We start from the raw sequence: 26305 nt of genomic DNA, 5'->3' as shown, positions 1-26305 counted from the left end.
TGAAGCCAAATTGGGGATTATCATTCTAATTAAACGATTGCCGAAATGCCAATGGTGAAAGGTGTGTCTTTGACTTAAACAACTTGCTGAATGACTGTGAATGCTCAAAGCCTAATCCGTAGGCGATTTCTGAAACGGATAAATTCGTGGTAGCTAATTTTTCTTTGGCTTTTTCAATGATAGCATTCTGGATATATTGTTGGGTATTTAATCCTGTAAGTGAACGTAACATATCGCTCAAATATCGTTGTGATAGATTTAATTGGGCACTGATATATTTAACAGACGGTAATCCATTTTTTAGCGTGTTTTCCTCTTTAAAATAGCTATATAGCAGATTATCCAAAGATATTAAGATGTCGTGATTGACTGCTTTCCTTGTGATGAATTGTCTGTTGTAAAAACGATTGCTGTAATTAAGTAGCAATTCTATTTGTGATACCAAAACATCCTGGCTGAATTGATCTATATTATTGTGCAATTCGTTCGCTATTGAATTAAACAAGTTTGTTATAATTCCTTTTTCTTTTGCCGACAAAAACAATGCTTCGGAAACGTTATAAGAGAAAAATCCGTATTGGGTTATCGAATTTCCCAATGGATAACTTCGGATAAAGTCTTGATGAAAATACAATGCAAAACCAACATAATTGGCTGTATTTTCTGGTGAAAAAACAATTTGTTTGGGTTTCAAAAAGGCCAATCCACCTTCCTCAAAATCATAATATCCTTGTCCGTATTTTGTTTGTCCTTTAAATGTTGGCTTAAATGAAATTTTGTAAAAATCAGGACTTATTTTTTGCCCTTTGGGAAATATTTCAGCCGAAACATTATTGTAATCGACCAATGCAATCAATGGGTGCAATGGTGCGGGAAGTTCCAATTCACGCGCTAATTGCGATATGCTTTCAATATGATGTATTTTTGATTGCCGTTTCATTTTGTCGTTACAATATAATCAATTTTGTTTTGACGGACGAATTACTATATCGCCAACTTCAACATCTTTGGGCTGGCTGATAGCGTAAATTACCGCATCGGCAATGGCTTCGGGACTTATTGCTAATGTTGCAACGGCCTTGGAAGCTGCTGTTTTCAGATCTTCAGTACTTACGCTTTTTAAGGCAAAATCAGTTTTTATAAATCCGGGTGAAATTCCGGTAATTCGTATGTTTCCGTCCGATTCTTGCCGAAATGCTTCTGCAATGGTACGGACAGCATTTTTTGTACCTGCATAAACGCCTTGTGTGGGTACGATTTTTATACCCGAAGTCGAAATGATATTGACAATATGTCCCGATTGTTGTTTCTTAAAAACAGGAATTGCGGCAGCCATTCCATACAAGACGCCCTTGATATTGATGTCAATCATTTCGTCCCAACCATCAATGTTCAGTTCATCAATTCTGCTGAGATGGGCAACACCTGCATTATTTATAATAACGTCTAACTTGCCATATTGCGAAACTGCTATATTAATCAACCTAACCATATCAGTTTTATTACTTACATCGGTTTTTACACATACGGCTTCGCCTCCGTTACTTTTAATTTCTTCAACAATTTTTGCTAATAGTTCGGCATTTCGTGCACCTAAAATAACTTTTGCTCCATTTTCCGCCAATTTTATTGCTATGGCTTTACCAATTCCTGCACTTGCTCCTGTAACAGCAACTACTTTTTCTTTAAGGTTTTGCATATTATTTCTTTTTGTGATTCTGTTGCAAAGTTCTTAGTCTTCGATTTGTAGAAAGTAGTCGAATTGGTATTTGTTGTAGTCGAATTGTCTTGGGGAGTGAGTGAGTGGGGCGGATGGGGTCAGTTAGCCTTGCACCCAATTGCTGTTAGTGGCTGTGGCTTTCTTCATTCGTTGTCTGTTGGGTCTGATCCTGTGTTTGCCGAAAAATAAAAAGTCGGGAAGGGATAAATTTTGTTTTTCGGAAAGGGGCAAACTCTTTTGTAAACTTTGGATGGTGTTCGGATTGTGCGGTTAGCAAATGTGCTTGGTCCTATGCGGTTACTTGTTTCTTTGATAGTTCTGTCGGTGCGTAACCAAACTGCTTTTTGAAAACGTAAGAAAAATGCGACAAATCTTCAAAACCTAATTCCATATAAATGTCAGTAGGTTTTTTGTTCTTTTTCTCAATGAGGAAATGTGCTTCCTGTAAGCGTTTTTGAACCAACCAACGATTTGGTGTTTCATTAAAAATTTCTTTGAAGTCCCGTTTGAAAGCCGATAAACTTCGTCCTGTCATATACGCTAAGCGCTGTATGCTTACGTTGAACTTGAAGTTTTTATTCATAAACGCTTCCAAATTTATTTTTTTGGGTATTCCGTAGTCAAAAAATATTCCTGCGAGTTCGGGTAGATTTTTGAGCAAGATGATAAGCAATTCTTCTAGTTTTATGTCGGCAAATGCTTTGTCAATTTTTCCTGAACGATTGTAATAGGGTGCAAGTGACTGAATAAAGTTTGATATGAATTCGCTTTTGTCTAATTTCAAAAATGCTTTTTCTGATTTAAATTTTGCGACTTTCGGTTTATGTTTTTCCTGAAATTTTTTTAAAAACGCTTCATCAAAAATAATGACTACTTTTTCAAATTCATTTTCTGTTTTTTCCTTGTTGTATCTGGCCAAATGATTTTTGAAAAATAAACAGTAGTCGCCTGCATGGAGTGTTTGTTTTTTGTTTCCGTCATAGCCGTTTACTTTTCCTTTTGCCAAATACAAGAAAAAGTGTTCAGCAATAAATTGTTCAGGTGAAATTTCGGGCCCGATATAACAAGATTTTATGTCAGTTACTTTCATTATTCAGCTGCTTCTTTAATGTCTTTTACTTCCAAAATGTTTTTTGAATAACCATAGGTAGCCGTATTGATCATCGCCTTGCCAATTTCTTCAATGGTGCAGGCAGGATAAAAGATGCCTAATACCGGATAAAAAACTTTATGTGCTATCCCATTGTATCCGTAAAAGTTTTGTTGTCCTTTCGTTGGTTTCATCAATGCAGGTCGGAAATAATACGCTTTTTCTGAAAATATTTTTGTTAGTCCATTTTCCGTTTTTCCTTTTACTCTTGCCCACATAATAGATCCTTTTTCCGAGGTATCCGTATGATAACCTGACACAAAATTGAATGTTATGTTTGGATTTAATTCTTTCAGCACATTCGCAAAATGAATAGTCATGTCAAAAGTTAGTTTTGTGTATTCGGCTTCAGTCATTCCAGCCGAACTTTTTCCTGCACAATAAAAACACGCATCATAACCTTTTAAATTTTCAGCATAATTTTCAATTTCAAAAAAATCAGCCACAAGCAATTCTGTCAACTTCTGGTTTTTAATTCCACAAGGTTTTCGAGAAATGCTTAACACTTCTGATACTTTGTTGTTTTGCAGACATTCCAATAGAACACCCTCGCCAACCATTCCTGTTGTTCCTGTAATGATTACTTTCAATTTCCTATTTCTATTATGTTACCCATCCCATTCCTGATGTTTTTAACTATTTTTTACATCATCCATCGGGCCGCAGAATAATTCATTCACCATAATGGTATCCAAATATTCATAAAGCCCGCTAATTAAGCCATCCTTAAAGGTCAAAAGCAGCATCACATCGTTTTCGTAAATACGACCATCCATTCGCGTTCCCCGAATATGAACATAAAGTGCTGCCCGCTCTTCGTCTGCCGTGATCGATCGAAGCGTCATTTTCATCCCTGTCGGGAATCGTTCTGCTACGGTGCCCCATAGTTTTGCTTGGTTTTCTGGTGATTGGTAACCTCCAAACGGCCAGGATCCCTCACCACTCAACCAATAAACACAATCAGGCGTTTTTAATTTGTTCATTTCATCGAAGTTTCCGGCTACCATTGCTTCGAAATACTTCTTTGCGGTTTCTTTATTTTCCATTTTCTAAAAATTTTACAATGCAAAGATGGGCATAACATTTTCAAGTAGCTTTGTTGAAAAGTCCAAAGTAATTTTGTTGAAAAGTCCAGAACTTATGGATGGTCGGTGGGCTTGGTTTGTCCGTCTGTTGAAGTACGCACGGTGGTTGGTTTAGCCTTGCCCCAACGTTCGCAGGAATGGAAGGCGCCAGATTATGTATTGCGTATGTATCCGCTTTTCCAAAACACAATGCGGGACGAAACGTTTGTTAGCCCACTGAAAATGATATGTTTTATGAGCCGTTATTAGCTGTGTGTGCTTTTATTCATTTTTGTTTTGTTCAATCACCTTTAGCAAACTCTGATTAAATGGGGATAGTTTTTTATCCAGAACTGAAAAGAAATCTATATCGGCACTTTCAACTGATGTCAATGCTTTTTGCAGAACTTTATCCCCTTCATTCGTCAATTTAATTACTTTGGCTCTTGTGTCAGTTTGATGTTCTTGTCTGCTGATAAATTTCTTTTCTTCTAAGGTTCTCAGAACTTTGGAGACCATCATTCTGTCTGCGTTAGCTTGATTGGCAATGTCAATTTGTGTAACAGCATTGTTCTTTTTTGAAAGCCAACCCAGTGCAGCCAATAACACAAATTGCGTTTGTGTTAGGTTTAAAGGGTCTAAAACCATTTTAAGTTTACGTTGCCATAGCATAGTTACTTGTCCGAGCAAATAACCCGGACTATCGTTTGGACTTTTAAAGTGGAATTCGATTTCTTTAGGCATAATGATGTTGAAGCATTTGTGAAGAAATTAAATCAAAGTCGTGTTGGTTGATTTCAAAAAATCCAAAACGGAATGAATAACCCCAACTTTGTTTGTTTCGGATAAAATGTAAATCGTCTATCAAAGGTAAAATTGAAATATCTTTATGGTCAAGGAATTCAATGTCTCTCCTGAATGAGCAAAAGTCTGCTGTCATTTGAAACGAATAAACATTATCATTTTTCACGTGTCCGATTGCTGTAAATTCTTGACATTTATCGGATTTTCCCATTGTCTGTTTACCAGAATAGTAAATCACAAAATCTCCTTTTCGCATTCTTTTTAATTGTGTGACCTTACCGTGGCAGGCTTGGGCAATACCTTGTTCAATACCCGATTTAACATGGTCTTTTGAAGCCACGATTACCCAATATTTTGTTTCTCGTTCTTTCATTTTATGCGTTTGTTTCCAAAAATGTAAGTTTATAGCCATCAAGGTCTATTACGTGAAATGCTCTACCAAAAGGTGTTTCTATAATTGGGCCAGCAGTAGTTATTCCATTCGCAATGAAATTCTCTTTCAGCTCGTCTACATTTTCTGCAACTGCAAACCAAACCGAGACACCAATTCCCAATTCTCTTTCTCCAAGTGGTTCAAGGGGAGTGCGAATAGCAAAACTTGCATATCCTTGATTATACTTGAAAACACAGGCTTGTGGATTCGTGTCACTAATTTCAAATCCTAATTTTTTTTCATAGAAGTCTTTCGATGCTTCCAGATTTTTTACTTGTAGCGATGCAAATGTTAACTGTCTCATTTTATTATATTTCAAATTGTTGTTGTAAATATAATATTCGCGACAACAATATACAAATTTTTAACATTCTTTGGATGTTGATTACTTTCGGTTTAGCGTATTTCGTTTACTTCAAACTTTCAAAGAAATCCCAAATTAGTCGTGGTGCGTCCACTTCTTTATTAACGTAACCCATTGAGGGAATCCCCATACTAAATTTCTTGTTTGGTATTTGATGCCCACCGTTCAGCATTTTTACAAAACTTACTTTCTTGCCTGTCTCAATAGAAGAAAAAAATTGTTGAACAGCTGTTACTTCGTCCCTTTTATTTTTGAAGTCGTGTGTACTTGTCGGAATGGTGTCGCACCTGGAGGCTGTTAACCAATGTAGCACACTTTGTTCCGCACTATAAACATGCCCGTAACTTTTGCCTTTCAGTATAACTTCACCACCATTGTATGGAATTATTGGGTCTTTCATTCCGTTAAAAACAATGAGCGAAACAGGATTCGGAAGCTTCTTGCACTGCGTTTCATTTTCGTAGGAAAGTTGTGCACTCATTATTGCAAAACCTTTAAACAATCCGGGTTTTTCGTTCATTAATCTCATTGCAAACTGTCCGCCATTTGAGAAGCCAACTGCATAAATTTCTTTACTGTCGATTTGATATTTGTTTTGGAAATACCCAATGATTTTTTCGGTAAAGCCAACATCGTCCAAATTCAATTTCTTTGGTGGCGTGTTTGCTATCTTCCTACAATCATTCCAACTTGTTTCATAGCCTTGAGGGTAAACAATAATGGCATCTTGTGAACAGTCGGAAAACCTGTCAAACTCATGTCCTGTAAATAGTTGCATCATCCAGGTTTTCATTCCCGTTCCGTGATAAACGAGGATTAATTTCGGATTCGGCTTCAGGTATTTCGGAACGTGATAAATAAAAGTTCTTTTTAAATTATCAATAACAAAAGAACCTTTTTTGTTGGGGTTTACAATGTGTCGCCAACGTAATGCTGTTATCGTAACCACAATAAACAGCGCACTAATATAAATCAATAGTTTCACCTTTTCTTTTCTGAATAGACGTGACTATTGCATTTTGGACGCAATTTTTTTGAGGCTTTTTTCGGGAAGTGCATAATCAACTACGTTACCGTATTTGTCATTCATAAGAATACAGTTGCTTTTAACGAGTTCTTTAATTTTTTGTCTTGCACGTTGTACTTTTGATTTCACAGTGCTTAAAGGAAAATTATGCTGTCGCGCATACTCCGCTTGACTTATTCCTTTTATTTCAATAGCTTCCATCAATTCACGTTGTTCATCAGGAAGTAACTGCAACAATGCAACAATACATTCCATTAACGCAACATTGCCCTCGTTTTCGGGTTCTGCTTCATCTCCGGTAAGTAGTAATTTACCCGTTTGCTCTTTTTGCTTCTTCCTATAAATGTCCATAAGCGTTGTATAGACGATTCGTCTCAGCCACGCATCTAATTTTTCGCTGTCTTTGAGTGTTGCAATTGAGTTGTGTACTTTCAAAAAAACTTCTTGGGATACTTCATCAATCAACTCTTTTTCGGAAGTTAGCTTGCTGATGTAGTTATGTATTTTAAGAACTATTTCTCCGTAATTATCCATTTTTGGTTCAAATGTATGAATTATTTCGTCAGTTAGTGTCAGGTTAGCCGTCGCTTAGCCTTGCACCCAACTGGTTATATCAATTATAAATATAATTTTACCCCATAACTATGCAAAGGATGAAGATTTATACTATCCACTATATTCGACTATTTGAATATAGACCTCGCTTCTTTATAAATCCGCTCAAAATTGTCCTCTAAATCAGACATTGAAAATTGCTTCGACCCATCTGGAATCTCACGATGAATCTTCGGTAACTTAAACTGCACCTTTTTATCCATTCCATCGGCAGAAAAACACCAACGTTATGATACAGAGGAATGGAAAGCATTCACTATCAGGCACAAGCCCAATACTGATCTTAAAAGTCACTTGGTGTTTGCTTAAAAATACGAAGCTTTAGACCTCTACATCCTAAAAAAGTTTTTTGAATTGTTGGGAAAAAAAGTCATTTTGAAAATGCTGGATGACGAACCCACAAGCCAATATACCAGGAAGGCTTGGTTTTTATATGAATGGTTATTAAGGAAAAAACTGGATGTCCCGGATCTTAAAAGAGGTACATATGTAGATATTGTGGATCCCTCTATACAATTTACAGGTTTATCTATTAATTCAACTAGATATCGGGTAAGAAACAACCTACCCGGAACTCCTGATTATTGTCCAATGATCCGCAGAACAGAAAAATTGGAGCATTATGTACAAAAAGATTTTTCCCTTGCCATTGAAACAGGTTTAGGGAAAAGAAATAAAGATTTGATACGGAGAACAGCAGCTTTTTTATTACTGAAAGATTCCAAGGCTTCCTTTGCCATTGAAGGGGAATACCCCCCTAATGCACGAGCCCGGAATTGGGGAAAAGCAATTGGATTGTCAGGGAAAACGCCGCTTACTATTGAGGAAATTGAACGATTGCAGGATATTGTTATTGGAAACAAGAAACTCAAAAATATGGGAATGAGGAAGGGAGAAGGTTTCATAGGAGAGCATGACAGGGAAACTTTCACACCGATGCCCGATCATATATCTGCAAGGGTTAAAGACTTGCCCTCCCTTATGCAAGGCTTATTGGAAACCAATTCAGTTTTACAACAAGCCAGATATGATCCCGTATTGGCGGCAACTACCATAGCCTTTGGTTTTGTGTTCATTCATCCTTTATCCGATGGTAATGGAAGAATACATCGATATATCATAACATCATATCCTTACCAGGATGGGATATACTAAAAGAGGTATGATTTTTCCTGTATCTTCAGCAATTTTAGACCGCATTGATGGATATCAGGACATTCTGGAACATTTTTCGTCCCCAAGAGTCGATTTAATTCAATGGAAAGAAACATCCGATCACAATGTTAAAATAGTAAATGAAACTGCTGACTTATACCGGTATTTTGATCTTACTCAACAAGCAGAATTTTTATATGAATGTGTAGAAGATACCATCGAAAAAATCATACCTGCCGAATTAGATTATCTGGAAAAATACGATCACATGACTTAATTTGTTAATGATCATATAACATTACCCGATACTAAAGTGGATTTATTGATTAAGTTCCTGGATCAAAATAAAGGAAAGCTATCAAAAAAAAAAGAGAGAAACATTTTGAAGAATTGGTAAATGAAGAAATTAAGATGATCGAAAACGCATTTCAGGATATTTTCATGGATGAATGATTTATTTCTCAATCTAATCGGAAAGAAATTAGGACAGTGTCCAAAATTTTGTGTAAACATAAATTAGATGGGGTTAACTTTTTTCGTTAAAAAGGATAAACAAATTATATCTTATGAATGATGGGAATACTTTCCTAAACTCCTGTATATTGACCAAGCAATCAAACCAATCGCTATTCCTACAAACAGTGTTATCCATAAGGCCTTGTGATCCGCTATTAAAGCCAATCCTATAAAAATAATAGAGGTTATTGCCATGGTTCTTGCCAGTATCTTTAAGCCAAAGCTATTCTGTGCCTCACTACTACTTTCATCTTTCAGTTCTGCTTTTTCCTGGTCACTAACTACACCTTTAGCCTTTTTATACAGAAGATAGTCTTCCGAAACCTTCCCCCGGCTTCTGGCCCATATTTCGTAACCCCCTAAAAATACAATAGGAATAAGAGCACCTGCTAGCATTTCTTCTGCCCTGTTTAATGAAACACCGGTTAGTAAGGGATGTAGAAATTTAAAATAAAGATTTAGAAAAAGGCCCAAAATGGTACACCATAAAATTGATTTTCCCGTATGATACCTGGAGAACAGTGCCCATATGGGCGGACCGTACAATGAGCATCCCGTCACCGCACCTACGCTCAATACTATTTCCACTATACCTCCGGCAAATGGCACCAACAGTGCTACACCAATAGTCATAATTCCAAAAACAACAACGGCAAGTTTAGCTATAAGCATCAGGTGCTTTGGCTTGGTATCGGGCCGGACCGACTTATACAAATCGTTGGTAAACACCGCTGCAGCCAGGTTTAAGGTGGTATTTACAGAACTCGCCGTAGCAAACACCATACCTCCCAACATCAAACCTACCAATCCCCGGGGAAGTATTGCCTTACACATCATCAGGTAGGCTCCTTCATTTTCCAACCCGGACAAGTCCGGGTTGACCAATCTGTAGATCATGGGAGGCAACATCCAGACAAAAGGACTTATAAGATATAGCAGCGCAAACAGATACCCTACCTTTTTTGCCGATTTGGGACTATCTACACTGGTATACCGCTGGACATAAGCCCAGTTCCCTCCGATAAAGATCCCGTTATAAATGCCAAAAGCCAATAAAAACAACCAGGAATATTCTTCATTTACAGGTGTAAAGAAATCCGGAGGAGCATTGACAAACAATTCTCCTACTCCTCCTATTTTGTCAAATGCCAACGGCACTACAATAAGTACAGCCCCCGTAAGTACTATAAATTGAATAACGTCAGTAATCATCACTCCCCAAAGGCCACCGACAACCGTATAGATAATAATTAAGACTCCCAATACCAAAATACAGGCTTCGATGGGGAAACCGGTTGATACATTTATAATTTTGGCTACCGGGTAAAGGAATGCTCCGGTATACATTAAGGAAATCAGCAAAATAAGATAACTATAAAATTTCTGAACCGTCAGTCCCAGCCTCCTGGATACAAATTCCGCAGCCGTCAAAGCGCGTGATTTTTGCCATGCAGGAGCGATAAACATCCCTACGAAAAATCCTCCGAGGCACATGGTAAGCTGAATGGCTATGGAAACAAAACCATACTGATAAGCAATAGATCCCCACACTACAAATGTTCCCGCAGAAAAGAAGCTCATGAATAAAGACAGTGAACTGATTTGCCATGGTACCGCTCCTCCCGCTGCAAAATAAGACTTCATAGAGTTGCCGGTTTTTCCGAATGACAGCCCAGCCGCAATAATAATGCCTGTAAATACAAACATCACAATGTAATCCAAAATTCCCATTTTCCGTCTTTTAGTTATAACAACGAACTGCAAACAATGCGGCAGGGACATTCTTCGAAGGATGCTCCATTATAATTGTTAACTCCCGGGTTACTACCGTATTTTTCAAATCTACTTTATTTATGGTTTGATAATTTCCTTTTTTTTCAAATAACACCTCTCCTTTATCATCCAGTATCTTATAATTTCTCACACAGAAGGGCATTACCGATTCCGGATGTCCCATTAAAACACTTTCCATCGGATGATCGTAATCAGTATCAAAAAATAATTCAATCCTGTTGATCTTCCTGGGTTTTTCCCAACTTATTCTGATGTGTGGCTCGGCATCCTTTAGATCGGCCACCCATGCATTAGGGGTAGTCGTTGGACGATAAACTCCCGTTTTAATCTCCTCTACTCCAAAGGGAGTCAATGGAGGTTCGATCTTTAATGCCAGATTGTGTCCTTCCGGACGGCGCTGGGGGCACCAGAACTCAAATGCTTCCATACCGATATCTTCCGGTGGTGTCTGCTTTCCATAGTTGGACACCGCTTTGTTTACCAGGTTGAAAGCTGTAAGCACGCCTGTAATACGCCGATCTGTGCGATACAGCCCCAATTTACTATTTTTATAAAAAATGATAAAGGCATAAGTGCGCTCAGGCATTGTTGCCAAAAACGAAACTTTAACCGCTCCCCTTCCTTTCGGTACAGCAATAGATTTGGTTTCCAGTGTAACATCCGGCGTATAATTCCCTATCTTCCTGCTCATCCGCAATTCAACCTGTAGTTCTGTATCCTGCATTGCATCCACCTCAACTGTCAGATCGGGTATTTTTCCCGCTTCCAAGGGCAACATCTGCGCCACAGATGTATCTATTGGCATAGAGAAATCGGCATTTAAATTACCCAATTCAAAGCTACTGGACGCACTAAGCTTAGCCTGCTGAAAGAGGTCCCCGTCATCTTTTACTGCCAGGTTTGGAATATGTTGTCCCGCTTTGAGGAGCTCTTGCTGTAGGTTGGGCACAAAACCTTCGGTTAAAATATCACGGGGTGTTAAAAATTGTCGGGTATCCGGCGAGGTGTACGACGTATCGTTTATAGCATACTGCGATACACTGTTTCCCGATCCGGATAAAACATCGCGGCGGGCTTCCGTTTCAACCAATTCTTCCCCCTTTCTGCCTTTTTCCTTCGCCATATAAGCTGCCATACCAATGGCCTGGCCGATGTGTGCTGACGTAGCCATTACCCTCGTGGATGCAAAAGCAACGTGTGTAACACTGATGATCCGTCCGCCAAGAAATAAGTTTTTGATATTTTTGCTGTAGAGACAGCGATACGGGATCTGATAGACTCCTTTAGCATGCCATTGGTTGCATCCCGGCTTCTCGCCGAATACACCGTCCGCAGGATGCAAGTCGATAGACCATCCTCCGTATGCCACCGCATCCTCGTGTACCCGTTGCTCTACGATATCCTGTTGGCGCAACATATAATCCCCTTCAAATCGGCGACTTTCGCGCTTCCCAGGAATCGTCCCCACCCACTCTAAGGTCAAGTTTTCGGCTTCCGGGAAATTACCGGAGTTCTTGATATAATCCCAAGCACCATAAATAACTTTCCATAGATCCCACTTGATCTGTTCTGTATCATGTACCGTATCCATCCTTCCGCCGTGTTCCAACCACCAAAGCTTACATCCAAATTCCTTTGCATTGAAACTTTTGAAACGTGGAACTTCCTTGCTTACGTCCATCGCAAATGTCGGTGCCGTATATTTCACGGGACGTCCTGTATCTTTTGTATAGAAATACATGCTGTGCCCCAACAGTTCTCCATACTCTTCTGTCGGCGCAAACTTCTCTCCGAATTCTTCTTTTTTCTCTGCTCCCATTCTAAAAGCAGCACCAGAAAGGAAACCGACAATACCATCTCCGGAGGCATCACAAAACAAAGGTGCATAGATGATGTATTCGGTCGAATTCTGACTGCAAAAACCTTTCACCGAACTGATGGTGTCCTTTTTGGTCTTGTGTACTTCATATACTGCTGTGTTCAGCAATAGTGTGATGTTAGGCTCTGCTGTTACCTTATCGAGTAAGATCGTGTCGAATATCAGCGGGTTCCCCTCCTTATTCCTGTAAGTGTTTTCTACCAGTATTTCGTCTATAATCCCTCCTTCACGGCTCCATCTGTTGTTATTACCGAGATGGGAGGTGGCCCCTAATATCCATAAACGTACTTCACTCGAAGAGTTTCCTCCCAATACCGATCTGTCTTGCACCAAGACTACCTGAACACCCTTTCGCGCCGCCATTATTGCCGTGCATACACCGGAGAGCCCGCCGCCGATTATAGCGAGCTCGGTGTGGTTTTCCTTCGTCTTCAATGTCCGACTTGCTTCGTATTCTTTTTTTATCATTGTTTAGTTTTATTTTGTCTTCCATTCCATTAATGGTCTGGTCTAGTCTGGTATATTTTTCAAAGAAAAGAAAATTTCTCTGTATAGGCAACTAAACTGCTTTTTTTTATAGAACTCGTTTAAAATTTTTCAGTAATTCCAAATGTTTTTCACAACCCCTTCCTCAGGCCAAAAATTTAATGTAACTCAAATTCTTCTACAACAATTTTACTTTCGCCGATGATATTATGATAAGCTTTGTAATTTCTGCGATATCCCACGGGGCTATGCCCGTCTTTCCAACAAAACGTGGATGGGGTATAAGGCCAACATGCGGCTGTTGCATGGCATAGGTGATCACTTGTGTTTCCGAACAAATATTCAACAGATAACCATTATCAAAGACGTGTTTTCGCATCTTTTAGCCTATCAGTGCGAAAAGGCACAGCCGGAAAACCTTCTTTGTTGTAAAAATTAATGTTCTCCGGACTACTTTCAAACGCATACCGTACATAAACAGGCTTTGGCACATCTTTGCTATACACTACAACTTTATCGCCTCGGATTTCTGCCGTAGCTCTGTAGAACTTGTTATCTTCACCAGCCAGGGCAAAAGCGAGGAGCTCATTACCGTCATCCTTAGCCATGAGTCCGCTTCCTACATTTTTAAAAGAAAGCTCAAATACATTGTCTTTGATATCCGCTTTGCGTAAAACCGGTCCTTCTACGGTCTCCTTTTTATGTCTGTAGATTACTTGTAAAGCTGAGGCAGCCAAACGTTTGCCGACATCTCTTTTATTTCGCGGATGAATATCCGATGGATCACCAATATCATTGATTACAACGGTGCGAACATACTTCATACGTTGGCTGACGTTGAATTGTGCTTCCTGCACTACAGCCCAAGCCGAGGCCTTCGGTTTGTCAATAACTTTCCCATAATTGGCTAACTGAACAATAAAAAAAGGTAATTTCTTATCGTTCCACGATGCACGCCATGACGTAATCAAATTGGAGAGCATCGCCTCGTAATCATAACATAAGGGCACAAAGGCGTTGTTTTCCCCTTGATACCAAACCACGCCTTTTACAGGGTAAGCGAAAAAAGGTGCGATCATACCGTTGTACATCATCGTAGGATAGCGGTTTTCTATGTTGACAAGACCTTTGGGATTCCTCACATCAGGATTCTCTTTCAATAACTGTTCATTGGCTTTCCGTGTGTTTTTTATAAATTCCGGTGTAATCTTTTCTACCTTGGCCGAGGCATCTTTAAACTCGCTCAAAGACGAGGCATCCATAAATGTTTCTATAGGAGATGCTCCCCATGAAGCATGAATAATCCCGATCGGAACGCCTTCTTGTTTATGCAATGATTTTGCAAAATAATAGGCTACAGCGGACAATCTATTGAAACTCGAAGTTTCCGTTACCATCCATTCGGCTTTTAACACATCCTTTTGTGGAGAGATCGCCGTTTTACGGTACACAAAGAGTTGCCTTATCAATGGAAATTCCTCCTTTTCTTCTTGATTATGCAGTTCATTCTTCATCAGAAATGCCATATTGCTTTGTCCGCTACAGAAATACACATCGCCAAAATAAATGTCTTTTATAACGACATTTTCCATGGCGCTCGAAATACTGATGTCGTAGGGCCCTCCGGCTGATTTGGCAGGGAGCTGAACCTGCCATATACTGTCGGCACCCGCTTTTGCGGTATAATACTCATCTCCAATAGTAACCGATAACTTATCGCTCGGTTTCGACCACCCCCACAATACCACGGGTTGATCCCGCTGAAGTACCGCATGGTCAGAAAAATAGTGCGGCATTCGCAATTGCGCTTGAGCGACCGTTGCTACCAAGACCAAAAACAGTCCGATAAAATTCTTCATTTTTGCTAATTCCATCTATCTCTATTTAATATTATTTCCTTCGATACGTACATCGGGATTACTTTCTTTTTCTACATCAATGTTTTTTTTTACCCTAAAAAACTTATTTCCCCTGACATGCATCCCTAACGTCCCTTTGGCTACGATGCCCTCTCTACTATCCTCAATCGTATTTCCTATAACACGCACATCCGTCATCCAGGGCGATTTTCGTTCCTGAAGTTTAGGGTCTTTATTCGTATGAAAAACCAGTTCTTCACCCTCTTCCTGGTTGCGGATACCGATCGCTCCGGTGATACCATGACGCGACATCCATCCCGAATGTGTTATTTTGTTTCTTTCAATCCTTACATTTTTCGGTACCACCCCCTCTCCTTCATTAATGGCTCCCCCAATCATAATGGCCGGGTACATGATATGATCGAACGTATTGTTCACAATGCTCACATTGGAATTGCGGATAAGGCTGGCACTGCCTGCTATATTTCGAAAAGTCGAATTGCTCAACATATAGTTATCTATATTCCAACCATATATCAGGCAAAGGGTTTTTTCATTCACAAAATCAGGGACGGGCTCTGTAAACGTCAATAAAAATCCACGTTCCTTTTTTCCGGTGGGCTTTAATTCTGATTTTTGCACGGTACGTAATATTTCCTCCTTACCATTCCAGAAACCTATCTTCGAACCTACCGGGATAGGGAAAGCAGCGCCTTCTTTCTTTTTTAGCCATATCGTATGCTTATCGACGACCTGGTACGGCCATAAAAATGATCCGTGTACATTTTGTCCATCCCAACGTACTCCCTCCATATAGATTTCGTCCATGACGACTTTTCCACGACAGGCGTACAGCTTCCACCCATCGCGAGAACCGACAGCCAACTGATTGTCGGGAGCTATGATCTTGACTTTTTTGGCTGTGATGTTTTCACATGCTTCGGCTCGCATACAAAAACCAATGGCATTAAATGTCCATACATTTTCTACGGACAGATCATTACACATATAGAAATTGACTTGAATACCTTTATATGAGAAATGCCAACTGAGCCCCTCTCCTATAGCAACTTTCGACGCTAGAGTAGGCGAATGGAGCTGCATGATCCGATTGGCCGTGTCTCCCACGACATGCCATGTATATTCCTCTCTTTTCTTGTATACATCTCCTCCATAAGTCGGGCTTTCCACTTTTTTGAGGTTTTTGGTTGACAGATCCCAAATATTACTCGTAAAAAACAAGGTGCCATCAATCACCGGATTGCCTTCAAATATTTTTACCGTAACAGATTCCCCATCGTTGGTAACCACTTCACCCGCGGTAGAATACCGTGGATTATTGTCAAAAATAATGTTTTGCAAACGGAAGTTGTTGCTATGACGCACAGACAAAATGGGTTTACCGTGCATATCATTTTTGAAGTCATAATGACGAAGAAAAGTCGTTGCAGGGTTTCCCTTCTGATTGATAGCGCCTCTCATTGTAAAATCATGCAGGCTCAAAATATCCAGGCCGGTATTCTTAGAAGCATCGCTTACGAATAGGTCATAAGTTCCTACATCAAATACCAGTTCTTCTGCCTTCACAGTTTTTGCATAGTCCAGAGCCCTTTTTATAGCTGCTCGATCACATTTTCCATCATTGGGCAATGCACCAAAGTCTGAAACCTCTACGGTGTTATCCTGCATCCTTGCAGCATTAACCCCAATTGTCGTTCCGGCGACAAGGAGGACTATCCATATCATCAATCCTCTATACCGCAGTTCTTTGTGTTCTATTTTATATCTTGCCCGCATCTCTATTTATTAGTTTATATAATCTTGTTTTCTTCTACTTTTTCCCAAGGAGACCATTGGCTTTCCTTGTCAGGGCGTTCTTCCCTGATTCTCACTTCATAACCAACGGGATCCGTAACCTTAATCTTGGTAGACCCTTCCAGCCCGGTCTCGACTTCTTGGACATGGTCAGGGGTTTGTACGGGTCGGTATTGTATGCGGTAACGGCTGTCTGTGGTTTGTACCTCATAACCTACTACAATCCCGTCCGTTACTTGCATCGCCTTTCGGATAACGGGAGGCAATGGCGCCCCGGAAAATTGTATGTCAGGTAATAAGGGTTTGCTTTTGCCCTTGTGGTTAGAAATATATATATGGACTTTTCCATTTCCGGACAATCTTCTTTTCGGTATATCAATAGACAAGGCTGTGGTCTTGATCGTATCTCCGCCGGGAAATATCAATACAACCTGTGTTTCTGGCAAAACAGGTTTGAAATAAAGTCTTGCCACGGTATCTGCGGTCAGTATTTGTGTAATCTCCGGTGGGTTGGGAGCATCTTTGTACACAAAGCGTTGATAAACGATGTGGTTGGTGGGACTGACTAAACTTAACTTGATAAACGATGCGTTTCTCCACTGCCTGGGTTGCGAAAAAACATGTTGAATGCTTTCATCACCCGGGTGAATGTCGTTCAATACGATGGAATCGCTACTATATCCCTTCCCGTTTTTAGCATACGCTTGCAAACGGAGCCTATAACCTCTCAGTACATAAGCGGGTAGCGCATGCTGCGCTCGGGGATGGATGGTTACCTTTAGGTTGTTTTGACGTACTGCCCAGTCTGCATCTAAACCCGCTATGGGAGCAAATGCTTCGCGGATCTGTTGCGCCGCCTTTTTTGGTGTGCGCCATACATCCACTACCCCCCAGGTACGGTCGCCTCCAAGCGGAGTTTGTCTATAATCGCTCCGATAGTCGTTATACGTCCAGAGAGAAGCCCCTGCCACATAAGGAAGCGCTGCCACACGTTTCAGCCTATCAGGAATCCGTTCATCCAAAGTGTCATCTTGATGATAACCTATTTGCCCCTGCCCAAATTCAGATACCAAAATCAATTTCCGGGGCCAGCGCTGATGGATTTTTTGTGCCATTTCCACAAAATCACCATAACTATTAAAACAAACCATATCGGCATGTTGAGCGGGTTCCATCCTGGGATCGTTGTCCCTAAAAGCAGTAAACGAAACGTAGGTTACTAGACGACTGTCATCCAACGCTGACCGTACATACCGCATCATCGAGATAACGTATTGGGACTGTTCACGGCTCATCGCCCACTTTTTTCTGTCTTCCGTCTCAGCCGCCAATTCATTGCCCATACTCCATCCTATTATCGACGGATGGTTGTAGTCTCGTTCAATCATTTCTTTTAGCCAATGACGTGTAAGCGGGTTGTTTTCAAATGCTTGTGGATCTTCGATTCCCCAAACAGGGATTTCGGCGATGATAAGCATTCCTATTTTATCTGCATACGCCAATAATTCTGAGGATAACGGTGCGTGCATCATTCGTGTCATGTTACACCCCAGGCTTTTCATGTGGTCCAGGTCTTTCTTGATGAGCCATAGTGGTTCGGTATTGCCCACCGCACGGTGATCATGCACACGGTTAAAGCCAGCAAGCCTAACAGGCTCTCCGTTCAATAGCAGCTGTTGTCCCTTGATTTCGATTTTGCGAAAACCAAAGGCACTACGTTTCTGATGTAGTTTTTGTCCGTCCTTACTGATCGTGATTTCGCAACCATATAGAGAGGGATAATCGATATGCCATAGCTTTACGGCATCTGCCAGCTTTAGGGTGAGTTTCTGCGTAGCGGATTGTTCGTTAGGCACAGTTACCGTATAGTTTGTGGCTGCGATAATGGTCTTATACTGATCATCGGCAAATAGTTGCACGGAAACCTGCATGTCGGCTTTGTCCAAAGCGTTATTTTCCAAACGATAAGCTATCTCCACTTCGCCTTTCTTTGTTTGCAAATCGACATCGGGTGTTATGAGAAGCTGATTTATTCTGACAGGCTTATTTCTCACTAAAGCGACATCGCGGCTAATTCCTCCCCAAGCCCACCAAGCTCCTCGTCTATACCGATTATCCGCCACCACCGCAATGACATTATTTTCGCCAATTTTCAAAAGATCTTCCACCCGAAATTCAAAAGGTGTATACCCTCCTCTGTGGCTTCCAACATAACGTCCGTTAATATATACGGACGCTGTCTCATAGACGGCTTCAAAATGTATACGAATAATGTCGTTTTTCCACGTGGCAGGTACTTGTATATCTCTGCGATACACGCCCAATCCCTTGTAATGGGCGTAAGCCGATTCTGTATCCCAATTGCCGGGAACGAACAATGAGTCTCTTTCTTCCCAAACGGAGTCGGGATGGGTCAAGGAAACAGCATCCTCCAATACTTCGATGGTTTTAAATGCCCAATATCCATTGAGCGACAGGTACTCCTCACCTTCCACACTTCTCGCCCAACCAGGTTCGACGAACAAACAACAACACAAAAACAAAAAACTCCATTTGAACTGCGTGCGGTATCGCTGACGTTCCACAGCTAACACAGGCATATCAAACTCGCCTTCCCACATCAACGCATAACCGGGAAGTGGAGCAGATCCTTCTTTGGGAGCATTATCCAAATCAGATGAGTCGTCTATGAGTTTTTTACATCCAACTAATAAATCAATACTGTACGATGGGAGAAAAATCATCACCTTCCTCCATAAATGGGAAAACTGGGTTAAAAATAATATCGGGTTCATAAATTCGATAATTTATAGGTTATGCACTTGTAGATATCTATTACATTAACCCTATCTATCCCGCACATATATAGCGGAGTATCCCTCCCTGTTGGCAATCGTACTCCTGTTTATATTCTGATCGCGAGAATCCTCCAATACCCGTCCGTATCCTAACATCGATACTGCGTTGTCTGACGTTGATGTCCATAAATTAGCTCTGACATTGAAAAACTGAGTATTTTTTTTCATTATTCTGGTTTATTAAAAATTAATCATAGATGTTTCATCCTAAGGATATCAACAAACTTGATATATTTTCTTTAGTACATGACAAAATTAGATTTTGGCACTATTTGTCGAAAAATCAGTTTTACCCTACCCCTAAAGGGAACCCGATTTTCCTCGTCCCGATATTTATCGAGATCTCCCTTTAGAGGGCCAGGGTCAAATTCCGAAAGCTTTCGGGAGAGGAAAATCCTGCGGAATTGAATTTTGTCATGTACTGAGTATATTTTCACATCATTTTTTTCATTTATAACATAACAAAACCTGTTATATGGCTCCTTATTGAATGATTGCCTTATTGGCATCCAGTTCAACTTTAGGAATAGGCCATTGGTATCCGCGGGATGGATCGTATGTCCGATTAAGTACCGAATACACCTCGTAGTTAATCGTACTTGCATAAGGCGTAAGTTCTTGCGGCCTGTATCCGCGTAAATCTTTATAAACCTCTTCCCCAATTTCCCAACGCATCATATCAAACAGACGCAGTCCTTCAAAGGCAAATTCCACTCTTCTTTCGTGACGAATTACAGTTATCAGATTCTCGGGCGAAAGTCCCGGGCCTTCCACATCCTCTACTTTTGGCATCATCACGCTGGCACGCTGGCGCACCTGATTGATGAGGTCATACACATGTGACTCATTGTAACTTCCGCTCTCTACGAGTGCCTCGGCCTCCATGAGCAGCACATCGGCATAGCGAATAATAACCGGGTTGACACCTGAAATATTGTTGATGCCGTTATCCGAATAGTCGAGATATTTTCTAACCCGAAAACTCGTAAAGTTTGCCGATGCCTGCTGGGATGGATAAGACACGATAGGTTCGCCGGTCTCCAAATGATAATCCCGGATAGAATAAGGTACAACAAGAGAGTAATGTAAGCGAGGGTCACGGTTTTGGAAACGATTGTCGTACCCTCCCTCTTTGATATAGAGAGAAGGTGCCGCAAGCCCGGTAGATTTTATGGTGGGGTCATACAATGTATTATCGGGATCATTGATAGAGAGTCCATTGGTGGAATAAAACTGCTCGTACAGATCATAAGATACCTGATAGCCGCTGTAGGACCGGAATCGGGTATACCATATTGTCGACAGGCCAAACTGATCCGCAAGCTGTTCGTACTGCTGATCAAAGATCACTTCTTTGTTATCGGCCTCTCCTTCCGGCAAAAATAACAGTTGGTATTCCGGTCGGATTTCATACATGTCCAATGCTCTTACTTTTGCACAATACTCCGCCGCTTCTTCATAACGATGATTAAATAACAACGCCCGGGCTTTTATGGCCAAAGCTGCCCCTTGCGTCGCCCTTCCCCTATCACCCTCAGAATAGGACGTAGGCAAGAGTTCCGCAGCTTCCTCTAAATCGTTCAACACGAATTCTAAAATTTCCGTTTTGGGCGTCAGCGGCTTATCGGCTTCATCCAATCCTTCCGGTTTTATGCGTAAGGGCACATCACCATAAAAAAATGACAGATCAAAATAAGCTAAAGCTCGCAGGAACAATGCCTCCCCCCGGTATTGATCGTAGCTCTCCTGAGACATCTCCACCTCCTCGATATAATGCAATACTGTATTGGCCCTCAAGATCATCCTATAATTCCGGGACCATTTGTTTACTATATACGGGGTTTCATTATTAAAATTTCCTGTCCAAAGCAATTGATAATCGGGATAATAGCCATTGTCCACCACAAAATCGGTATATATGGGTTCTTCCCGATCGGAAATAAAGGCTTTGTAAATACCATTGACAGCCTCCCGAATGTCCCGTTCGGTTTTGAAGTTATCCGGCGAAAGGAAGTCTATCGGCTCCCGGTCTAAAAACTTATCATCACACGCAGTTATGATAGACAAAAGACCTGTGCAAAAGCATATATAAGTTATTATACTTCTCTTTTTCATCATTCTAAAAATTTAAATTAATGCCCAGGGTATAACTTGAAATCTGCGGATGAAATGCTGCCGTTACATTTCTATAGCTCCGTTCGGGGTCAAAACCTTCGATAAAAGGTGTAAGTAACAAAAGGTTCTCCCCATTTACGAATATCCTGCAACGGTCCAGGCTGAGGTACTGTGCGAGCTTATCAGGCAGTTCATAGCTAAGCTGTACACTCTTCAGGCGGAAGAAAGAAGCATCGTAAATATTATAACTGGTAACCAGGGCATCCCGCGTTTTATCCACGTATACACGCTGGTACTTCTCTGATGGGTTTTCGAACGTCCATCTTTTCTCGGCAAGTTCTTTACGCAACGGTCCATTGGTGTTATAAAACGGTGCAACCATCATTCCATTCATATAGGCATCGGCACCTTGCACACCATGGGCGATAATATTTAGCGCAAACTGTTTATAGGAAAGGTCTACGCTAAGTCCATATTCGAATGTAGGCAAGGGGTTACCGATTAACTTGCGGTCGTCAGGTGTTATCTCTCCATTTCCATCGGTATCCGCTAATTTAATATCTCCCGGTGCGGGCATGTCCATAAGGCTCGACTGATCCGGAAGCCCTTCTTTTAGCACATACGCTCTTTCGCTATGCGGAATAGCGGGATCACTATCGTTCTGCCATGCAAAATCAGACACCTGGTAGATCCGCTCCGCCTGATAACCATAGTAAGAAGAAAAAGGATGTCCCACAACACTCCGGGTATTGGCAGTGTGATCAATAAAAGACAAACCTCCCAGATCCGTCAGTTTATTGTTTAGAAATGTGAGATTTGCGGCGATTGCATAATTAAATTTATCCATACGGTGAGGTGACCTGTAACTCAAGCTAAGCTCGATTCCTTTATTGACCATGGTACCCACATTTTGATAGGGCAATGTATTTGCCCCCAGAGAAGGGGGAACAGTTACCCTGGCCAAAATATCGAACGTCTTTTTATGAAACCAATTTGCTTCTATACTCAACCGGTTCCACAGCGACAGATCGAATCCAATATTGGTCTGTTCGGTCGTTTCCCAACGGGTAGCTCTGTTAGCCAACAGGTTTGTTCCTCTTCCCGGCACGATCGTATTGCCAAATGCATAGTATTCTTGTCCGCTCATTACATCGGCAAAGGCATATTGCGTCCAGATATTTTGATTGCCCAAACGCCCCCAGGATCCGCGTATCTTCAAGTCCATAAAATCCCATTTTTGCATAAAGTTTTCTTCACTGACCCTCCAGGCCGCGGAAACAGACGGAAAGTTCCCCCACTTATTTCCATCCGCAAAACGAGAAGAACCGTCTCTACGGAAATTGAACTCCAACAAATACTTATTGGCATAAGCATAGCTAAAACGGCCAAAATAAGATGCCGTAGCATACTCGTTCGCATTACTACTCAAGTAAAGCGTATTGGGATCGCCATAATTAAAGATAGGAGCATTACTGGATATTTCCCTAGCCGATCCATCGTCGCGTTTATAAATCGTCTCCAATTTTTCATGAGCAGCAAAAAATTGCATATCGTGCTGCCCTATAGACCATTTATATTCCAAGGATAGCAATAAAGTATTCTGATCACGTTGTATAAACCGCTTCTCCAAAGAAGAAAGTCGTCTATTGGTGGAGTTTTCGAGGAAATCACCGGCAGTATAAAATTCAGGCTCAAGTTTTTCATAGTGACTTATATATCTGTTTTTTGCCGCAAGCACTTTTCCTTTTAAATTTTTGACCGGCTCAACCTCAACAATTGCGCGTGTATTAAGCACATTAGAAGTAGTGCTGATGCCGCCCCCGAGTTCCTTTCCGGCCAGGAACCTGCCATTGTAGCTATAAAGGTTATTTTCTCCTGTCAATGTATCTATAGATTGTACAAAGGCAACCGGGGTCATTGCTGCGATTTCTGCCATGACAGTATTAGTGGGTGAAGTTAACTCATTTACCTTATCCCGATAACCGTTTGCACCCACCGACACCTTCACTTTTCTATTGAAAAAGTATCCCCAGAGATTACTGTTAAAAGATAAACGGTCTGCTTTGGTCCCGATCAATACTCCTTTTTGGTCCTTAAAGGTTATGGAATTGGAAAAGCCATAGTTTCTTTGTGATGCCTGTAGGCTAATATAATGGTTCTGTATCGTGCCCTGTTGGAAATACACGTCATACCAATCTGTGTTGGGGTACCTTGGATCATCTTGCGCTCGATACTGTTCAATATCAGCTTCCGTGTAAGCCGGCTGTTGTCTGACATTCATCCGAGCCTCATTCAACATCTCGGCATGCGTCCAGGAATCGACAGTTTGCGGCAGACGTGTGGGAGAGCTTGTAGACCATGTTCCGCTGTAATTGATTTTCAATTCGCCTCCGTCTGCTGTCCCTTTTTTGGTTTCAATCAAAATCACTCCTGCGGATGCCCTTGATCCGTAAATAGCAGTTGATGCAGCATCTTTCAGTATTGATATCGAGGCAATATCATTTGGACTGACATCGTTCAGTTCTCCTTGCACCCCATCTATAATAACCAGTGGTTCATTATTATTGTCAATGGAGGATACTCCCCGGATACGTATTTCTGACATATCATCACCAGGCCTGCCTGAATTCTGAACAATACTCATCCCGGCTACTTTTCCCTGTAATAGCTGATCAACACTGGTCAATGCCCTACCTTCTGCCTCGTCAACAGATACTGATGTTACAGCCCCGGTAAGATTAGCTTTCTTTTGTGTTCCGTACCCTATGACCACCACTTCGTCAAGAGCAGCCACATCCTCTTCCAGTTGTATATTGATCTGGGTGCGGTTATCAACATTGACTTCCTGCTTACTATAACCCACATAGCTAAACACTAATATAGCATCAGGAGCAACAGTAATGGAATATTCCCCATCCAGGTTTGCCACAGTACCTGTTGCGGTGCCCTGTACTACAATATTGGCAAAAGGTATGGGGTTGTTACCTATAGTAGTAATTGTACCTGAGACTACAAAATCCTGGCTCCAGGCACTATTAAAGCACAGACATGCTAACATTACTAATAATAGTTTTTTTTTCATTCTTTAAGGTTTTTAAGATAAAGTGATTGGTTAGTTTTAAAAAATAAGCCCTTCCCTTCCTGATGAAATTCTCTATTATGGATTTACATGTGATGTGTTTGCAAACCCACCAATTCCCTCCGGTTCAAAAGAGATATCAGTGGTCAACAGGATTTTATCGCACCTTGCAAAATATTGAGAACTGTCATAGAGTTCCAGTATATTCACCCCTTCTTCCAGAGCAAAATCTCCTCCAGATTGCCATTCATACCCTACTTCGCCATGTGTCCCGAATTCGACCGGTGACTCCTCCCCATTGATAATCAGTTTAAATTTACGGTGCCCCTGTTGCGTATCGAAATCCCGCGACCGCACCCACAATTTATATACGCCGGGTTCGTCAACAACAACGCCCGTGGTAGCTTTTAAATCGGTCGAATCGCGCTCCGCATCATATCCGGCAAAGCCCTTGAGCACCATTGCTTGGTCGATATCCCGTTCAATGGTCCAATTGTTGGTGTGGACGAAATCCTCCGCTTCAACCCATAGATCGGTTCCGTTTGACTCTTGCGGGCCACGCAATGAATCCAGATCGTTGATAAATTGTACTTTTCGCAACTCATAATCTTCCGGAGAAATTTCATAGGCTCTGATATAGTCAAAGTAAACCGTACCTGATTCCGTGGCATCCGGCTCCGTGGCAATACACGTCAGCCACAGATAAAAATCATGTTGGGGCACGCTCCGCATATCCACGGTCTTGAGCAACTCACCCTCGAAATAATAATTCAAGTAATCGGGTGTATATTCAAATCCATAGGTATGATAATCAGCAGCGAGATTCTGCGTTATTGTGACGTAATCACGGTTTATACCTCCCTGAAAAGGGCCCCATTCTATGGCACCGTAGGTGAAGTTAAGCGCATCATAATCTCCATAATGTTCAAAACAATCAATCTCTAACTTACGACCACCTTCATCGGTCAATGGGTTTGGGTCATCAAATCCGCTGCTTCCTGTAGTCCAGAAGGCTTCGTGCCAACCGTATCCACCATCCAATTTAGCACTCACTTCATAGTAACCGTGGCCACTTGGTTGCCTGGTGATAATTCCACCTCCGGTGTATGGTTTGTTCTGATAATTTTCTTCCTTCAGGAGAATTTTCAGAGTATCATCAACCACAACATTCTCCGGTCGCTGACAACTCTGAAGTTTACAGTCTGTACGGTATTTCCATTTTGTGCTATCCAAAATCGAACCGTCAAAATTATCCTCCCATACCAATGTATATCCCGGTAAAGCTACATTGTAAGTCATCGCATCTCCCCCTTTAATACCCTCAGACATTTCAAACGACCGTTTCTCACAACCTACCAGCAAAATGACGGTTATCATTAAAAAATAAATTGACATCTTCATAGTGGGAAAGGAAATCCATCTTAATAACAGTTTTATTCTCATAGATCTATTGGTTTATCTTGCACATTTAAAAATCCGTAGTTCACTACGTTGTTCCCCGGTTCCTAACAAGCTATATTCTTAAATCCAACCAATATGTATCCAAATACGGAGATTAAAAATCATCCATCC

20 protein-coding genes are annotated in these 26305 nt (G+C 41.1%); 2 read left to right on the top strand and 18 right to left on the bottom strand.

The genetic code is table 11. The features are described from left to right. Window positions 1-25: 25 nt before the first annotated feature. The 10 genes from ACVBDY_RS00490 to ACVBDY_RS00445 all read right to left on the bottom strand — a co-directional run bounded on the left by ACVBDY_RS00490 (window position 26) and on the right by ACVBDY_RS00445 (window position 7096). Window positions 26-940, bottom strand: coding sequence for a helix-turn-helix domain-containing protein (locus ACVBDY_RS00490; RefSeq protein WP_447173527.1), 915 nt, complete (start codon window positions 938-940; stop codon window positions 26-28). Between the two features lie 18 nt (window positions 941-958). Then, window positions 959-1699, bottom strand: coding sequence for an SDR family oxidoreductase (locus ACVBDY_RS00485; RefSeq protein ID WP_447173526.1), 741 nt, complete (start codon window positions 1697-1699; stop codon window positions 959-961). 310 nt (window positions 1700-2009) lie between these two features. Further along, window positions 2010-2810, bottom strand: a complete 801-nt coding sequence (locus ACVBDY_RS00480) for a helix-turn-helix domain-containing protein (RefSeq protein ID WP_447173525.1) — start codon at window positions 2808-2810, stop codon at window positions 2010-2012. Beyond that, window positions 2810-3460, bottom strand: coding sequence for an NAD-dependent epimerase/dehydratase family protein (locus ACVBDY_RS00475; protein ID WP_447173524.1), 651 nt, complete (start codon window positions 3458-3460; stop codon window positions 2810-2812). Before ACVBDY_RS00475 ends, ACVBDY_RS00480 begins: the two co-directional genes overlap by 1 nt. A gap of 42 nt (window positions 3461-3502) precedes the next feature. After that, window positions 3503-3916: a nuclear transport factor 2 family protein gene (locus ACVBDY_RS00470; protein WP_447173523.1), complete on the bottom strand. Its 414-nt coding sequence runs from the start codon at window positions 3914-3916 to the stop codon at window positions 3503-3505. 300 nt (window positions 3917-4216) lie between these two features. Beyond that, entirely contained in the window at window positions 4217-4678 is a 462-nt protein-coding gene (locus ACVBDY_RS00465) for a MarR family winged helix-turn-helix transcriptional regulator (RefSeq protein ID WP_447173522.1), read from the bottom strand. Beyond that, entirely contained in the window at window positions 4671-5111 is a 441-nt protein-coding gene (locus ACVBDY_RS00460) for an EVE domain-containing protein (protein WP_447173521.1), read from the bottom strand. Before ACVBDY_RS00460 ends, ACVBDY_RS00465 begins: the two co-directional genes overlap by 8 nt. Window position 5112: 1 nt before the next feature. Continuing rightward, a complete protein-coding gene (locus ACVBDY_RS00455) occupies window positions 5113-5475 on the bottom strand; it encodes a VOC family protein (protein ID WP_447173520.1) in 363 nt (120 codons plus the stop codon). Window positions 5476-5581: 106 nt separating this feature from the next. Continuing rightward, window positions 5582-6520, bottom strand: coding sequence for a CE1 family esterase (locus tag ACVBDY_RS00450; protein WP_447173519.1), 939 nt, complete (start codon window positions 6518-6520; stop codon window positions 5582-5584). 24 nt (window positions 6521-6544) lie between these two features. Continuing rightward, entirely contained in the window at window positions 6545-7096 is a 552-nt protein-coding gene (locus ACVBDY_RS00445; protein WP_447173518.1) for a sigma-70 family RNA polymerase sigma factor, read from the bottom strand. A gap of 672 nt (window positions 7097-7768) precedes the next feature. On the opposite strand from ACVBDY_RS00445, the gene ACVBDY_RS00440 reads away from it, so the two are divergent. Both ACVBDY_RS00440 and ACVBDY_RS00435 read left to right on the top strand, forming a co-directional pair. Then, window positions 7769-8332, top strand: coding sequence for a Fic family protein (locus tag ACVBDY_RS00440; RefSeq protein ID WP_447173517.1), 564 nt, complete (start codon window positions 7769-7771; stop codon window positions 8330-8332). Next, window positions 8319-8609, top strand: coding sequence for a hypothetical protein (locus ACVBDY_RS00435; protein WP_447173516.1), 291 nt, complete (start codon window positions 8319-8321; stop codon window positions 8607-8609). The genes ACVBDY_RS00440 and ACVBDY_RS00435 overlap by 14 nt, the downstream gene beginning before the upstream one ends. A gap of 287 nt (window positions 8610-8896) precedes the next feature. Here ACVBDY_RS00435 and ACVBDY_RS00430 read toward each other — a convergent pair whose 3' ends face one another. From ACVBDY_RS00430 to ACVBDY_RS00395, 8 genes are all read right to left on the bottom strand, one after another. Further along, window positions 8897-10492, bottom strand: coding sequence for a sodium:solute symporter family protein (locus ACVBDY_RS00430; RefSeq protein WP_447173515.1), 1596 nt, complete (start codon window positions 10490-10492; stop codon window positions 8897-8899). A 97-nt stretch (window positions 10493-10589) separates the two neighbouring features. Beyond that, window positions 10590-12989, bottom strand: a complete 2400-nt coding sequence (locus ACVBDY_RS00425; protein WP_447173514.1) for an FAD-dependent oxidoreductase — start codon at window positions 12987-12989, stop codon at window positions 10590-10592. 377 nt (window positions 12990-13366) lie between these two features. Continuing rightward, window positions 13367-14881, bottom strand: a complete 1515-nt coding sequence (locus tag ACVBDY_RS00420) for a sialate O-acetylesterase (RefSeq protein ID WP_447173513.1) — start codon at window positions 14879-14881, stop codon at window positions 13367-13369. 6 nt (window positions 14882-14887) lie between these two features. Continuing rightward, window positions 14888-16663, bottom strand: coding sequence for a hypothetical protein (locus ACVBDY_RS00415; RefSeq protein ID WP_447173512.1), 1776 nt, complete (start codon window positions 16661-16663; stop codon window positions 14888-14890). 14 nt (window positions 16664-16677) lie between these two features. Next, window positions 16678-19476, bottom strand: coding sequence for a glycoside hydrolase family 2 protein (locus ACVBDY_RS00410; protein WP_447173511.1), 2799 nt, complete (start codon window positions 19474-19476; stop codon window positions 16678-16680). Window positions 19477-20022: 546 nt separating this feature from the next. Continuing rightward, entirely contained in the window at window positions 20023-21657 is a 1635-nt protein-coding gene (locus ACVBDY_RS00405) for a RagB/SusD family nutrient uptake outer membrane protein (RefSeq protein WP_447173510.1), read from the bottom strand. Window position 21658: 1 nt separating this feature from the next. Beyond that, window positions 21659-24736, bottom strand: coding sequence for a SusC/RagA family TonB-linked outer membrane protein (locus ACVBDY_RS00400; RefSeq protein WP_447173509.1), 3078 nt, complete (start codon window positions 24734-24736; stop codon window positions 21659-21661). A gap of 75 nt (window positions 24737-24811) precedes the next feature. After that, entirely contained in the window at window positions 24812-26176 is a 1365-nt protein-coding gene (locus ACVBDY_RS00395) for a glycoside hydrolase family 16 protein (protein ID WP_447173508.1), read from the bottom strand. Between the last annotated feature and the right edge of the window lie 129 nt (window positions 26177-26305).

This window comes from Sinomicrobium halophytocola, assembly GCF_052983395.1.
The sequence above is the reverse complement of the archived record's forward strand: the minus strand, read 5'-3'. Positions and strand labels throughout refer to the sequence as shown.